12 protein-coding genes are annotated in these 14,432 nt (G+C 61.5%); 6 read left to right on the top strand and 6 right to left on the bottom strand.

Annotation, left to right across the window (positions count from 1 at the left end):
• Positions 1-46: 46 nt before the first annotated feature.
• The 3 genes from sufB to U3654_RS06475 form a co-directional block, all read right to left on the bottom strand.
• Positions 47-1,600 (bottom strand): Fe-S cluster assembly protein SufB, encoded by a 1,554-nt coding sequence (sufB, locus tag U3654_RS06485; protein WP_324754527.1) that lies wholly within the window; start codon positions 1,598-1,600, stop codon positions 47-49.
• Positions 1,601-1,615: 15 nt separating this feature from the next.
• Positions 1,616-2,668: a cysteine desulfurase family protein gene (locus tag U3654_RS06480; RefSeq protein ID WP_324754526.1), complete on the bottom strand. Its 1,053-nt coding sequence runs from the start codon at positions 2,666-2,668 to the stop codon at positions 1,616-1,618.
• Between the two features lie 112 nt (positions 2,669-2,780).
• Positions 2,781-3,242, bottom strand: coding sequence for an Rrf2 family transcriptional regulator (locus U3654_RS06475; RefSeq protein ID WP_324754525.1), 462 nt, complete (start codon positions 3,240-3,242; stop codon positions 2,781-2,783).
• Positions 3,243-3,434: 192 nt separating this feature from the next.
• Between U3654_RS06475 and U3654_RS06470 the strand changes: the two genes are divergently transcribed.
• Together U3654_RS06470 and U3654_RS06465 are read left to right on the top strand one after the other, a co-directional pair.
• Entirely contained in the window at positions 3,435-4,088 is a 654-nt protein-coding gene (locus U3654_RS06470; protein ID WP_324754524.1) for an alpha/beta hydrolase, read from the top strand.
• A 3-nt stretch (positions 4,089-4,091) separates the two neighbouring features.
• Positions 4,092-4,337 (top strand): hypothetical protein, encoded by a 246-nt coding sequence (locus U3654_RS06465; protein ID WP_324754523.1) that lies wholly within the window; start codon positions 4,092-4,094, stop codon positions 4,335-4,337.
• An 80-nt stretch (positions 4,338-4,417) separates the two neighbouring features.
• Here U3654_RS06465 and mfd read toward each other — a convergent pair whose 3' ends face one another.
• Both mfd and U3654_RS06455 read right to left on the bottom strand, forming a co-directional pair.
• Positions 4,418-7,927, bottom strand: coding sequence for a transcription-repair coupling factor (gene mfd / locus U3654_RS06460; protein ID WP_324754522.1), 3,510 nt, complete (start codon positions 7,925-7,927; stop codon positions 4,418-4,420).
• A 45-nt stretch (positions 7,928-7,972) separates the two neighbouring features.
• Positions 7,973-8,500 carry a component of SufBCD complex gene (locus tag U3654_RS06455; protein ID WP_324754521.1) on the bottom strand — a complete coding sequence of 176 codons (528 nt, stop codon included), beginning with the start codon at positions 8,498-8,500 and terminating at the stop codon, positions 7,973-7,975.
• 237 nt (positions 8,501-8,737) lie between these two features.
• Here U3654_RS06455 and hemB point away from each other — a divergent pair, with 237 nt between their 5' ends.
• A complete protein-coding gene (gene hemB, locus U3654_RS06450) occupies positions 8,738-9,733 on the top strand; it encodes a porphobilinogen synthase (protein ID WP_324754520.1) in 996 nt (331 codons plus the stop codon).
• A gap of 160 nt (positions 9,734-9,893) precedes the next feature.
• Positions 9,894-10,457, top strand: coding sequence for a YSC84-related protein (locus U3654_RS06445; protein WP_324754519.1), 564 nt, complete (start codon positions 9,894-9,896; stop codon positions 10,455-10,457).
• 50 nt (positions 10,458-10,507) lie between these two features.
• Here U3654_RS06445 and U3654_RS06440 read toward each other — a convergent pair whose 3' ends face one another.
• Positions 10,508-10,777: an usg protein gene (locus U3654_RS06440; RefSeq protein ID WP_324754518.1), complete on the bottom strand. Its 270-nt coding sequence runs from the start codon at positions 10,775-10,777 to the stop codon at positions 10,508-10,510.
• 334 nt (positions 10,778-11,111) lie between these two features.
• Here U3654_RS06440 and gyrA point away from each other — a divergent pair, with 334 nt between their 5' ends.
• Entirely contained in the window at positions 11,112-13,847 is a 2,736-nt protein-coding gene (gene gyrA, locus U3654_RS06435) for a DNA gyrase subunit A (RefSeq protein WP_416384589.1), read from the top strand.
• On the top strand, positions 13,844-14,428 hold the full coding sequence (locus U3654_RS06430) for a hypothetical protein (protein ID WP_324754516.1): 585 nt from the start codon (positions 13,844-13,846) through the stop codon (positions 14,426-14,428). The genes gyrA and U3654_RS06430 overlap by 4 nt, the downstream gene beginning before the upstream one ends.
• The last annotated feature ends 4 nt before the right edge of the window (positions 14,429-14,432 follow it).

Here is a 14,432-nt window from a genome sequence, read left to right as displayed (position 1 = left end):
CCGCACCTCGCCTGTGCGCATTATGTCCACCAGACGCCACATCGTTTTACCCGACCGAGCCTTCAAGCGAGATCGCAACCAGTTGCTGCGCCTCCATGGCGAACTCCATCGGCAGAGCCTGCAGCACGTCGCGGCAGAAGCCGTTGACGACCAGCGCCACTGCCTCTTCCTCGTCCATGCCGCGCTGGCGGCAATAGAACATCTGATCGTCGTCGACCTTGGACGTCGTTGCCTCATGCTCGACGCGGGACGAGTTGTTCCGGACCTCGATATAAGGCACCGTATGCGCCCCGCATTTATCCCCGATCAGCAGGCTATCGCATTGCGTATAATTGCGCGATTCCTTAGCCTTGGGGTGCATACTTACCAGACCGCGATAGGTATTTTGCGCGCGGCCAGCACTGATCCCCTTGCTAACGATGCGCGACTTGGTGCGCTTGCCCAGATGGATCATCTTGGTGCCGGTATCGGCCTGCTGCATGTTGTTGGCGATGGCGATGGAATAGAATTCGCCTTGGCTATCGTCGCCACGCAGAATGCAGCTGGGATATTTCCACGTCACCGCAGAGCCGGTTTCGACCTGCGTCCACATCACTTTGGCCCGATCACCCCGGCAATCAGCGCGCTTGGTCACGAAGTTATAGATGCCGCCCTTGCCGTTCTCATCGCCGGGATACCAGTTCTGAACGGTGGAATACTTCACCTCGGCGTCTTCTTCGATGATGATCTCGACAACAGCCGCGTGCAGCTGCGATTCATCCCGCTGGGGTGCAGTACAGCCTTCCAAGTAGCTGACATAGCTGCCTTTATCGGCGATAATCAACGTGCGCTCAAACTGGCCGGTATTCTCGGCGTTGATGCGGAAATACGTCGACAGTTCCATCGGGCAACGCACGCCGGGCGGCACATAGACGAAAGAACCGTCAGAGAATACCGCGCTATTGAGCGTTGCATAGAAGTTGTCATTCACCGGCACGACGGTGCCGAGGTATTTCTTGACCAGTTCGGGATGCTCGCGGATCGCCTCCGAGATCGAGCAGAAGATCACGCCCGCCTCAAGCAACTCTTTCTGAAAGGTCGTGCCAACCGAAACCGAGTCGAACACGGCATCGACGGCGACCTTGCGCGCCTCGGCAGGCATCTCGCCCGCGCCTTCGACGCCGGCCAGAATGGCCTGCTCCTGCAGGGGGATGCCCAGCTTGCTGTAGGTGGCCAACAGCTTGGGATCGACCTCGTCCAGCGACTTGGGCTTGACCAGCATCGACTTGGGGCGCGCGTAGTAATACTGATTCTGAAAGTCGATTTCGGGATAGTCGACCATTGCCCAATCCGGCTCGGTCTTGGTCAGCCAGCGATCATAGGCGGCCAGACGCCACTCCAGCATCCATTCCGGCTCCTCGTTCTTTTCGGAAATCAGACGCACGATATCCGTGGTCAGGCCCTTGGGCGCATATTCCATCTCAATATCGGTAGACCAGCCATGCTTGTAGGCGCCGCCCACTTCGCGGACCGCATCCACGGTTTCCTGATCGACCCCTTCCTTGACTCGCCCGTCGTCGGTTTGATCGTCTTTGACCAGTGCATCATCGAGTACCGTCATGTCCGTGTCTCCGTTTTAAAACGCGCCTGATCGAGCGCGGTGTTTGTCCAAATGCCTCAGCCAAGTTTCGGCGAAGCGCATGATCTCGTCTTTCGTCGTTTCCGGCCCCAGCGAGACGCGGATGGCCGATGCCGAATCCGCCTCGCTGTAACCTATGGCTCCCAGCACAGCGCTGGCGCGCACCTTGCCGCTCGAACACGCCGATCCGGCCGAAATTGCGAACCCCGCCAGATCCATCGCCATTACCTGCGTCTCGCCCTTCCAGCCGGGCGTGAGCATGCAGGAGGTGTTCGGCAGACGCTTCGACTCATTCCCGACAAAAATAGTCTTATTTGCGGCGGCTGCAATGGTCTTTTCTAGAATGTTTCTAAGTTTCTCGACCCGCGCCCACACACCATTCGCTAAATCGCACGCCGCAGCCTCGGCTGCTGCCCCGAATCCTGCTATTCCAATGACGTTTTCGGTGCCGGACCGCCGGCCCATCTCCTGTCCGCCGCCCCTGATCTGCGCGGCCAAATCGGTGCCGCGCCGCACCACAAGCGCACCGATCCCCTTCGGTCCGCCCAGCTTGTGCGCCGAAACCAGCGCCATCTGCGCGCCGCTCGTGTTAAAGGCGACCGGCAGCTTGCCAAAGCCCTGCGTCATGTCGCAAACAGCGAGGCCGCCCGGCAGGTCCTGGATTACGCCCGTTTCGGAATTAGCCAGCTGAAGCGCGGTGCGCGTCGGATGCGCCACCTCCACTGCACCATGCGACGACACGTTCAGCGCTCCATCAGTCCACGCGGCCACGGCCTCATGCTCAATCAGAGAGCCACTCAGCCCCCGTCCGGCGCAGGCCAATGCTGCGGCCTCGGTCGCGCCGGAGGTAAAAATCAAATCGGCCCCGTCTGCGCCCAACGCCGCCGCAACCTGCGCGCGCGCGCGCTCGACCAGCGCCTTGGCGCTGCGGCCCTCGGCATGCACGCTCGACGGGTTGCCGACGATATCCATCGCCGCCATCATCGCCGTGCGCGCCTCGGTTCGCAAAGGCGCGGTCGCGTTGTAGTCCAGATAGACACGGCTGCTCATGTCGCCCTGCTTTCACAGTTCCAAAAATACTCGCGCCGCAGGCCAGCGCTCACGCCGCAGGCGGGTGCGCCCCGCGACGCCGAAGACGGCGCAAAAACTGCAACGGGGCGCATCAATCGTCGTCCACCACTGCAAAGAGCGACGGCACAGCCGGACATGGTGCCAGCGTATTGCCGACCACATCGCTCAGTCGCGTTTGGTGCAGATAGACGTAGACCTGCGCGCTCAGCCCCTCCCACAGGCGGTTGGTCATCGACTGCGCACGGCTGCCTGACGCGCCACCTGACGCGCCCGCACCCTTGTGCATGGCATCCACCGTCTCATCGACCGCCGCCAAAACCTCTGACACGCGAATCTCTGATGTGGGTCGCGCCAGCCGATACCCACCGCCGGGGCCGCGCACCGAGGCCACCAGCTTGGCGCGGCGCAGCTTGACGAATAGCTGTTCAAGATAAGGCAAAGATATGCTCTGGCGGCGTGATACTTCGCCCAGCGTGACCAATGTACCTTCGGGCTGCAGCGCGATATCCGACAATGCGACCATCGCGTAACGCCCTTTGGTGCTAAGTTTCATGGCGATCCCTCCCTCGGGCTGGCTGCGAATAGATTGACCTTGCGCGCCGGGACGCTTATCTGACGCCGAGTCCTTTGGTCATGCCACCTGCATCTGCCGGGGCGACCCAAAGTTTAGAATGGTTCTAAGGCGCGCCGGCCTCCCCGTCAACGGGCATCGCCGCAGCCGAAGCCCGACAGCAAGGAACGATGAATGCCCGAGGTTATCTTTCCCGGCCCCGAAGGCCGTCTTGAAGGCCGCTATCACCCGCAAAAGGAAAAGGACGCGCCGATTGCCATCGTGCTGCATCCCCATCCGCAGTTCGGCGGGACGATGAACAACAAGGTCGTCTACAACCTGCACTACGCCTTTTACAAAATGGGCTTTACCGTGCTGCGCTTTAACTTTCGCGGCGTTGGGCGCAGTCAGGGTGAATACGATCAGGGCGTGGGCGAACTGTCTGACGCCGCGTCGGCACTGGATTATTTGCAATCGATGAACGCCAATTCCAAACATTGCTGGGTCGCGGGCTTTTCCTTTGGCGCGTGGATCGGCATGCAACTGTTGATGCGCCGCCCCGAGATCACAGGCTTTATCAGCGTGTCACCACCCGCGAACATGTATGATTTCTCGTTCCTCGCGCCCTGCCCGGCCTCGGGCCTCATCATCAATGGCACGGCCGACCGCGTGGCACCGCCTGCCGACACGGTCACGCTGGTCAACAAACTGCACGATCAGCAGGGTATCACCATCCAGCATGACGAGGTCGAAGGCGCCGGCCACTTCTTTGAAGAGCCACATATGGATACAATGATCGACACCGTCACTGGCTACGTCAAACGTCGCCTGACCGAAGGCACACGCTGATCCATGGGTGTCACCGAGGATCTGGCCGACCAGTTGGCACAGGACGCGCTGAAGGCCGAAGAAATCACCGGCGACGAACATATCGTTGACGATCTGGCCAACATGATGGGCGCGACCTCGCAGACTGCCGAAGAGGCATTCCTGACCGCCGTGCGCGTGCGCCGCGCCAATACCAAGGCGCGCAAGATGCTGTCCGATAGGGTGAAGGCGTTCAAGGCGGCGCAGGCGAGTAAAGTCGAACCTGATTAAGCGCCTGCAGCGCACCAGCCTGTCTGGATCGGAAACCTCCGGTCGGGGGTATTTCAAGCCACAACATGCGACGGGCCGGATCAGCTTGATCCGGCCTTTTTCTTTGGGGTCTCGGTCCTTTGAGCTTTGCTCTTGTCGACGACCTTTTGGGCCAGATCACGGGCGATGGAAAACGCGCCCTTGATCTTGTCGCTGTCCTTTTTCCAATCGCGGCGCACCACGATCTTGTTGTCCTTGATCTTGGCGAGGCCGCGCTGATCCTTGATGAATTCAACCAGCCCCTCGGGGGATGCGAACTTGTCGTTATGGAACTGAATCGTCGCGCCCTTGGGTCCGCCGTCCAGCTTGGCGATACCCGCTTTCTTGCACATGCCCTTGATGCGCACGACCAGCATGAGCGTGTTCACCTCCTTGGGCAGCGCGCCGAAACGGTCGATCAGCTCAGCGGCAAAACCTTCGAGCTCGACCTTGCTGGCAAGGCTGCTGAGACGGCGATAGAGGCCGAGGCGCACGTCGAGGTCCGGCACGTAATTTTCGGGGATAAGGACCGGCACGCCGAGGTTGATCTGGGGCGCCCATTGGCCGCCATCGTCCAGAATGCCCTCGGTTTCGCCGGCCTTGATCTTGGCCACAGCCTCTTCCAGCATGGACTGGTATAGCTCATAGCCGACGTCACGCATCTGGCCGGATTGCTCCTCGCCCAGCAGATTCCCGGCGCCACGAATGTCGAGGTCTTGGCTGGCCAGTGTAAAACCCGCGCCGAGCGTGTCGAGGCTACCCAGAACGCGCAGGCGCTTTTCAGCGGCCGGCGTCAGTTTGAGGCGCGGTTTGGTGGTCAGATAAGCGTAGGCGCGGGTTTTCGAGCGCCCGACCCGACCCCGGATCTGATAGAGTTGGGACAGGCCAAACATGTCGGCGCGGTGGATGATCATCGTGTTCGCGGTCGGGATATCCAGACCGGATTCCACGATGGTTGTCGCCAGCAGCACGTCGTACTTGCCGTCGTAGAAGGCGTTCATGCGCTTATCCAGCTCGCCTGCCGCCATCTGGCCATGGGCGATGACATAGGTGACTTCGGGCACTTCGTTTTCCATGAACGCCTCGATTTCCGGCAGGTCCGAAATACGCGGGACGACGAAAAAGCTTTGGCCGCCGCGATAGTGTTCGCGTAGCAGGGCCTCGCGCAGGGTCACACGGTCGAATTCGCTGACATAGGTGCGGATCGACAGACGATCCACGGGGGGCGTGCCGATGATGCTGAGGTCGCGCACACCCGACAGGCTGAGTTGCAGGGTGCGCGGGATCGGCGTGGCGGTCAGGGTCAGCACGTGGACGTCGCTGCGCAGCGCCTTTAGCCGTTCCTTGTGCGCGACGCCAAAGCGCTGCTCTTCGTCGATAATCAGCAGGCCGAGGTTTTGAAATCTGATACCCTTGGCCAGCAGTGCATGGGTGCCGACGACGATATCGACTTGGCCGCGCGCCAGCCCGTCGCGCGTCGTCGCCGCATCCTTGGCCGAAACAAAGCGCGACAGCGGGCGCACGGTGACCGGAAAGCCGCGGAACCGTTCGGCAAAGCCCTGATGGTGCTGGCGCGCCAGCAGCGTAGTGGGTGCGATCACGGCGACCTGCATCCCCGACATCGACGCGGCAAAGGCGGCGCGCATCGCCACCTCGGTCTTGCCAAAGCCGACATCGCCGCAGATCAGTCGATCCATCGGGGTGCCGGCCTGCAAATCGGCCATGACGTCCTCGATGGCGCGCAGTTGGTCTTCGGTTTCCTCGTACGGAAAGCGGGCGGAAAACTCCTCCCACGCGTGATGCTCGGGCTCCAGCACGGGGGCGGTGCGCAGGGCGCGCTCGGCTGCGATGCGGATCAGGCGATCCGCCATCTCGCGGATGCGTTCCTTCAGCTTGGCCTTTTTCGCCTGCCACGCGCCGCCGCCAAGTTTGTCCAGCAGGCCCTCTTCGTGACCGTATCGGCTGAGCAGTTCGATATTTTCAACCGGCAGATAGAGCCTAGACGCCTCGGCGTAGTCCAGCACGAGGCATTCATGCGCGGCACCAAGAGCGGTCACGACCTCCAGCCCTTGGTAGCGCCCGATGCCGTGGTCGACATGTACGACCAGATCGCCGGGGGTCAGGCTGTTGGCCTCGCTCAGGAAATTCTCGGCGCGCCGACGCCGCTTGGGCGCGCGGATCAGGCGGTCGCCCAGAATGTCCTGCTCCGAGATGACGGTCAGATGCGCGCCATTCCATGGCCCCTCAAAGCCCGAGTCGAGGCCCCAAACAGCGAGGTGCAGGCCCGTTTTACCCAGACGCTCGGCAGAGGTGACAGTGGCGGGGCCAATCAGGCCTTCGTCCTCTAGCAGCCCTTCCATCCGCTCGCGCGCGCCCTCGGAATAACTGGCCATAAGGACGGGGCCGTGCGTCATCTTTGCCTGAATATGGTCCTTCAAGGCACCGAAAAGACTGATATTTTCCTGTTGCCGCTCGGGGGCAAAGTTGCGCCCGATGCGCCCGCCCGCATCCGTCACGCCGGGGCCGGTCGCCTGAGGCAGCGCGCTGAACTGCACGGCGCGGTGCGGGGCCATCGCCGCGTCCCAATCCGCATCATTCAGATAAAGCAGACCGGGCTCGACTGGTTTATAGACACTGTCGCTGCGCCCTTTGACGCTCATCGCGTGTTTGCGCGCGCCGTACTGATCCTCGATACTATCCCAGCGGGCGACGCGGGCGGGCGTGATGCCATCGTCGAGCAGCACAGGAGCATCCGGCAGGTAATCGAACAGCGTCTCCAGCTTCTCGTGAAAGAAGGGCAGCCAATGCTCGGCCCCCTGCGCCTTACGGCCCGCACTGATCGCCTCATATAGCGGATCATCACTGCCCGCCGAGCCGAATTCGATGCGGTAGTTCTGGCGAAAGCGCATGATCGCGGCCTCGTCCAGAATGACTTCGGACACCGGGGCCAGTTCGATCATGTCCAGCTTGCGCGTGGTGCGTTGCGTCACGGGATCAAAGCGGCGCGCGCCGTCCAGCACATCACCAAAGAGATCGAGTCGCACAGGGCCACCGCCATCAGCGTCGCCCGGCGGGAAAATGTCGATAATACCGCCGCGCACCGCATAATCACCCGGCTCGGTCACAGTGGGGCTGTTGACGAAACCCATACGCACGAGGAACGCGCGCAGCGCGGCCTCATCAATGCGCTGGCCGACTTGAGCGATAAAGGCTGCACCGCGCAGCACGTCGCGTGCCGGGATACGCTGCATCGCCGCGCCAAGCGTCGTCAGCAGAACGAACTGGGCCGGCATCTCGTGCACCAGCCCCGCCAGCGTGGCCATACGCGCGGCGGAAATGTCGGCATTAGGCGACACGCGATCAAACGGTAAACAATCCCAAGCGGGGAATTGCACCACCGGCATTGCGGGGGAATGGAACGCGAGGGCCGCGGCCATCGCCGCCATACGCTTGTCGTCGCGGGCGATATGCACGACCGGGCCACCCGCGCGAGCAACCTCATCCAGCACGAGGCGCGCGTCGAACCCCTCGGGCGCACCGGAGATTGTAATATGCTTGGGGGTGTCACTCATCTGGCAGGCTCTCTCGGACGGCGTTTAAGTGCGTGGCGGGTCGCCTCATCCCCCAAGCGCGGAGGTTGTCATATTCTGATACATGCCCCACATCGCGGTCACAAAGATCGAAAGCATTCCGATCATCTGTACGAACAGGCGGTGGCGGGTCAGCCGAGAGATCAGCTCGTCACTGACCATCCCCGCCGCCTCAATCTTGGCGGCAGTGCGCACGGATAACAGCCATACCAGCGACATTGGCAGCATCAGCAGGAAAACCGCCTGCGCAAATTCGCGTCCGTAGCCCCAGCCAAGCATGGCCGCGCCCGTCAGCAAAAAGAACACGAGACCAGTCAGCAACAGCCCCGACTCGTGGCTGATATAAAGGATGCGTCGGGAGTTGATCGCGGCGAGGGCGTTCATGTCGTCCATGGCCTGCGCGCGGCCCTTACGTGCCCGCACGACCATGTCCCATGGCACGCCCAGCACATAATGGCTGGTCGATGACCACATGACCGCCAGCGCGATCCAGAACCAGAGGTTGCTGAAGCTGCGCATGTCGATCATCTCGAAAACGGTTGAATACCAGTCCACGCTTGCCCCGATCCGCCACGTTTCGGCCCCTCTTAATGCGTTTTGCAAAGAACATGAAGCACCGCTTTTCGTGAAGTGCAGTGCGGTGCACGCGCCGGGTGACAAATGTCGAAACATCCCTAAAGGCGGGGTTGGGTACGAAACACATTGTCGCGGCGCCGCGACAATTCCCACCCTTGAGGCGCTTTGACTTACGTGGCACGTAGGGCATGATACGTCGCAGCCAGGTCATGTCCTATGCATCCCATCCCAGCCCCCTTCCCTTATGCCCGCCCGCGCCGCCTGCGCCGCACGCCCGGCCTGCGCGCGCTGGCTGCCGAAAACAGGCTGAGCGCCTCCGATCTGATCTGGCCGGTGTTCGTGCGCGATGGCGAGGACGTGACCGAGCCTGTCGCCTCAATGCCCGGCGTCAATCGCCTGAGCGTCGATCGCGTCGTGGCCGCAGCGCGCGAGGCGGCAGATCTGGGCATCCCGGCGATCTGTCTCTTTCCCTATACTGGTGCTGAAAACCGCACGGCCGATTGCGCCGAGGCATGGAACCCCGACAACCTTAGCAATCGCGCGACTCGCGCCATCAAGGCCGCTGTGCCTGAAATGCTGGTGATGACCGACGTGGCGCTGGATCCCTATTCCGACACCGGCCATGACGGGTTCCTGCGCGACGGTGTCATTGTCAACGACGAGACGGTCGAGGCGTTGGTGAAACAAGCCCTGTCACAGGCCGAAGCGGGCGTCGATATTATCGGTCCCTCGGATATGATGGACGGACGGATCGGCGCCATCCGCACCGCGCTGGAGGGTGCGGGGTATCAGGACACCATATTGCTGAGCTATGCCGCGAAATACGCCAGCGCCTTTTACGGCCCCTTCCGCGATGCGGTCGGTGCGTCCGGCGCGCTGAAGGGCGACAAGCGGACATACCAGATGGACCCGGCCAATGCGGACGAGGCGATGCGCATGATCGCGCGCGATCTGGCCGAGGGTGCGGATGCGGTCATGGTCAAGCCGGGTATGCCCTACCTTGACATCTGCCGCCGCGCCAAGGACACGTTCGGCGCACCGACCTACGCCTATCAGGTCAGCGGCGAATACAGCATGATTTCGGCTGCCGCGCAGAATGGCTGGATCGACGGCGAACGTGCGATGACCGAGAGCCTGATGGCATTCAAACGCGCGGGCTGCGACGGTATCCTGACCTATTTCGCCCCTGCAATGGCGCGTTTGCTGGGCTAAATGCTGGCCTGAATGATGGCCAGGGTCGCGCGATAATTCGCCCAGCCGTTGCGCGAGTTAAGCGCGCACGTGACAATGCGCGGCTCGCCGCCTATAGTCGCGCCTAGATCAGCCGATTAAACGGCTGGCGGTGTATCAGGCAACAAACAGGCATAAATTCATGAGCATTCTTACCAGACGTGGCTTCACCTTGGGTGCGCTCGGCAGCGCCGGCCTTATGACGGCCGCCTGCAGCAACGGTATCGGCAGCCGCGGCCCACAGCAGATCGACGCGCGCGTCGATACCACTGTACGCTACCTATATGACCGCTATCCCGGCACGCGCAGCCTGTCCGAGAAATCGGCGGGCATGCTGATCATGCCCCTGATGACCGAGGCCGGTTTTGGCCTGGGCGCCGGATACGGGCGCGGCGCATTGCAGATCAACGGCCAGACCGTCGATTATTACTCGGCCGCCAAAGGCAGCGTCGGATTACAGATCGGCGCACAGCAATTTGCGCATGTCCTTTTCTTCATGACGGAAAACGCACTGGCAAACTTTCGCCGCTCGTCCGGCTGGGCCGCCGGGGCCGACATCGGCTACGTGTTCAAGGACACAGCCGAGAACCTGCGTGCGGAAACGACGACATCAACTGCGCCGGTTATCGCCGTAGTGTTCGGTCAGGCGGGCCTGATGGCAGGCGCATCGCTTGAAGGTATGAAATACTCGCGCATCATCCCGTGAATTTGCGCGCCGGGGACCTTCTCCGGCGCACATCGCGCACCTGTGGCGACTCAATGCAGGGTGAATTCACCCGTTATATTGCGCCACTCGCCCGGCGCGATCATCTTGCGATGGCTAAAGCGCACTGAGTGCAGCGGGCCGTCGAGTTCACGTTGCCAGAATTCAACGAACTGGAACAGCTTAGGGTGGTCGGGTGCGGTGTCGTATTCCTGCCAGACATAACTGTTCAGCACGTGGACATAATCTGGCATTCCGTAAAAGAATTCCGCAGTCGTCAGCCCATATCCTTTTAGCATCATTTCTGTTTCGGTCATTGGCATGTTTCATGCTCCTAAAGCGTTTCGCAAACGATCCTAGACACAGATTTTCTGCAAAACGCGTGCAACGCCCATTCGGTGCGCCGCGACTCAAACCATCCATGTTTCAGGTGTGACTCGAACCGCTCTTTCTGCCTCGTGGAATCATGATGCCTGAAAGAAATTACATTTCAATGAAAACAGTCTGTTAGCAGACTCCCCTTGCGGCTGCCAGATGCCGTGACCATGCGCCATTGCACCCTATATCGCGGCGGTGGTATAGGTTCTGGTACAAGATATAGAATGACGCGACAGAGTAGGCACCGACTTGACCGATACGCCGCAAACACCCGAAGACATGGACGAAAACCGGCCCGAGCGTCCGGTATTTGATGGCCCGTCCGTCTCGATCGCCGACGAGATGAAGACGTCCTATCTGGATTACGCGATGTCGGTGATCGTCAGCCGCGCGATTCCGGACCTGCGCGACGGGCTGAAACCGGTGCATCGCCGCATCCTCTATGCGATGTTCGAGGCGGGCAACACCCATGACAAGCCCTACCGCAAATCGGCCCGTGCCGTCGGCGACGTGATGGGTAAATATCACCCGCACGGTGATAGCGCGATCTACGACGCGTTGGTGCGCATGGCGCAGGATTTCTCGATGTCACTGCCGTTGCTGGACGGTCAGGGCAACTTCGGCTCGATGGACGGCGATAACGCCGCCGCCATGCGATACACCGAAGTACGCATGGACAAGCCTGCGGCCTACCTGCTGGCAGATATCGACAAAGATACCGTCGATTTTCAGGACAACTATGATGGCAAGGACCGCGAACCGACGGTCCTGCCCGCCCGGTTCCCCAACATGCTGGTCAACGGCGCAGGCGGCATCGCCGTCGGCATGGCGACCAACATCCCGCCCCATAATCTGGGCGAGGTCATCGATGCCACGCTTGCATTGATAGAAAATCCGGACCTCACCAGTGAGGATTTGATCGAATACATCCCCGGCCCCGATTTCCCCACCGGCGGCCTCATGCTGGGCCGCACGGGCGCGCGAAAGGCTTACTTGGAGGGGCGCGGCAGCGTCATCATCCGCTCCAAAACCCGCGTTGAGGAGATTCGCAAGGACCGCTGGGCCATCATTATCGACGAGATCCCCTATCAGGTGAACAAGGCCACCATGATCGAGCGTATCGCCGAGGCCGCCCGCGAAAAGCGGATTGAGGGCATCTCGCATGTGCAGGACGAATCTGACCGTAATGGCGTGCGCGTGGTGGTGGAACTCAAGCGTGACGCGACTGCCGAGGTCGTGCTGAATCAGCTCTTCCGCTTTACCCCGATGCAAACCTATTTCGGCTGCAACATGCTGGCCCTCAACGGCGGTCGCCCCGAGCAACTGACTTTGCGCCGGTTCCTGACCTCCTTCATCGATTTCCGCGAGGATGTCGTCGCGCGACGCACCGCGTATGAGCTACGCAAGGCACGCGAGCGCAGTCATATCCTGTGCGGTCTGGCCGTGGCCGTCAGCAACGTGGACGAGGTCGTCGCGACCATCCGCGCCTCTGCTGATGCCGCCGATGCCCGCCAAAAGCTGATGACGCGCCGCTGGCCCGCGGGCGAGATCCTCGTATATATCGCGCTGATCGACGATCCGACGCATAAGGCCAACGACGACGGCACCTATAACCTGTCCGAGACGCAAGCCCGCGCCATTCTGGAACTGCGCCTGCAACGCCTGACCCAGTTGGGCGTCAAGGAAGTCACCGACGAGCTGCAGGAGCTGGCCGGTAAGATCAAGGAATACCTCGCCATCCTCGCCAGCCGCGAGCGGATCATGCAGATCATCGCTGATGAACTGACGGAGGTTAAAAACCTCTTTGCCGTGCCGCGTCGCACCCAGATCGTCGACTGGTCCGGCGATATGGACGACGAGGATCTGATCGAACGTGAGGACATGGTCGTGACCGTAACCTCGGGTGGTTATATCAAGCGCACCGCGCTGGCCGATTTCCGCAGCCAGAAACGCGGTGGCAAGGGTGTCGGCGGCATGGCGACCAAGGATGAGGACGTGGTTACGACCCTCTTTGTCGCCAATACGCATACGCAGCTGCTGTTTTTCACAACCGACGGCATGGTCTACAAGCTCAAGACATGGCGCCTGCCCCAAGGTGGCCGCACGTCCAAGGGCAAGGCAATCGTCAATATTCTGCCGATCCCCACAGGCGTTTCCATCGCCGCCATCATGCCGGTCGACCGGGATGAGGAAGAGTGGGACGACCTGCAAGTCGTGTTTGCGACCTCGGCAGGCACCGTGCGCCGCAACAAGCTGTCGGACTTCACCAATGTGCGCAGCAACGGCAAGATTGCCATGCGGTTCGAAGAAGAAAACGCAGGTATCACGCTGATCAACGCACGCATCGCGTCCAATGATGACGATGTAATGCTGGTGACATCCTCTGGCCGGGCCATCCGGTTTCGGGCCACTGACGTTCGTGTGTTCAACAGCCGCGCGTCGTTGGGCGTGCGGGGAATCCGCTTGACGGGGGATGACAGCGTGGTGTCGATGTCAATCATCCCAAATTTCGAGGCGACGTCGGACGAACGGGCAGCCTACCTCAAGATGCGCCGCGCTCAGGCCGGCCTATCCGACGAAGAGTTGGAAGCGGCGGATGATGAAGGCGACGCGGATGCGGCAATCTCACCGGACCGCTTCAACGCGATGTCGGCCGCCGAAACGCTGATCCTGACGATCTCTGAGCAGGGCACGGGCAAGCTTAGCTCCAGCCACGACTACCCCATTCGCGGGCGCGGCGGCATGGGTGTCACGGCGATGGACAAGGCAATGCGCGGCGGCGCGTTGGTCGCGTCCTTCCCGGTGACGTTGGAGGATCAGATCATGCTGGCCACCTCCAAGGGCCAGTCGATCCGCGTGCCGGTTAAAGGCATTTCCTTCCGCTCGCGCAGCGCGGGTGGGGTCAAGGTATTCAACACCGGCAAGAACGAAATCGTCGTTAGCGTCGCATGGATCGCCGAACAACCCGAAGAAGAGGACGGCGCGCCGGACGAGGCGATAACCGGCGACGTATGAGCAGAACGCTTGGCCGACCGCGTAACGCAACGTTGATAATCGCCGTGCTGGCCAGCGCGGCGATTATCCTCGTCGCTGGTGTCGCAGTGTGGCGCCATCTCGGTGGCGCGGGTGGCGATGCAGTAGGCGAGCGCAGCAATGTGATCGCTAGTATCGGGGACGCTATCGAGGCCGCTGACACACATTCGGGCCGCTGCGCGCAAGGCCTCATCGCTTTGACGGGCGATGCTGCGGGCGATACGCTGGACGCCCGCTTGGATGAGCTTGAGACATGCGGCGAGACTGCCCGTGACTTGGCCGAACAAGGGTATAGCGCGCTAGACGCCGGTGCGGGGCTGTCTGACTCGCCCCTGCGCGCGGCCTATCTCGATGCAGCCGGGTCGCTGATGAGCGTCTACGAGATGCAAGGCGACGATTTCGACGTTATTTTTGACATGCTGCACCGCGCGCGCAGCACCGAAGCGCCCATGGCGCCGCTGCGCAGCGACATCACCTACATCCTCGGCAATGTCGCGCCCGATATCGCGGCTGGACAACAAGAACTGGCCCGCGCCCGCGATGCCTATCGCAAGCGAGGCTAGCGCA

Origin of the sequence: Roseovarius sp. Pro17 (genome assembly GCF_035599575.1) — a bacterium.
Taxonomy (GTDB): domain Bacteria; phylum Pseudomonadota; class Alphaproteobacteria; order Rhodobacterales; family Rhodobacteraceae; genus Roseovarius.
The sequence above is the reverse complement of the archived record's forward strand: the minus strand, read 5'-3'. Positions and strand labels throughout refer to the sequence as shown.

Excerpts from the sequence above, each read along its gene's own strand:
- sufB (WP_324754527.1), bottom strand. The coding sequence starts at position 1,600 with ATGACGGTACTCGATGATGCACTGGTCAAAGACGATCAAACCGACGAC.
- U3654_RS06480 (WP_324754526.1), bottom strand. The coding sequence starts at position 2,668 with ATGAGCAGCCGTGTCTATCTGGACTACAACGCGACCGCGCCTTTGCGA.
- U3654_RS06475 (WP_324754525.1), bottom strand. The coding sequence starts at position 3,242 with ATGAAACTTAGCACCAAAGGGCGTTACGCGATGGTCGCATTGTCGGAT.
- U3654_RS06470 (WP_324754524.1), top strand. The coding sequence starts at position 3,435 with ATGCCCGAGGTTATCTTTCCCGGCCCCGAAGGCCGTCTTGAAGGCCGC.
- U3654_RS06465 (WP_324754523.1), top strand. The coding sequence starts at position 4,092 with ATGGGTGTCACCGAGGATCTGGCCGACCAGTTGGCACAGGACGCGCTG.
- mfd (WP_324754522.1), bottom strand. The coding sequence starts at position 7,927 with ATGAGTGACACCCCCAAGCATATTACAATCTCCGGTGCGCCCGAGGGG.
- hemB (WP_324754520.1), top strand. The coding sequence starts at position 8,738 with ATGCATCCCATCCCAGCCCCCTTCCCTTATGCCCGCCCGCGCCGCCTG.
- U3654_RS06445 (WP_324754519.1), top strand. The coding sequence starts at position 9,894 with ATGAGCATTCTTACCAGACGTGGCTTCACCTTGGGTGCGCTCGGCAGC.
- U3654_RS06440 (WP_324754518.1), bottom strand. The coding sequence starts at position 10,777 with ATGCCAATGACCGAAACAGAAATGATGCTAAAAGGATATGGGCTGACG.
- gyrA (WP_416384589.1), top strand. The coding sequence starts at position 11,112 with ATGGACGAAAACCGGCCCGAGCGTCCGGTATTTGATGGCCCGTCCGTC.
- U3654_RS06430 (WP_324754516.1), top strand. The coding sequence starts at position 13,844 with ATGAGCAGAACGCTTGGCCGACCGCGTAACGCAACGTTGATAATCGCC.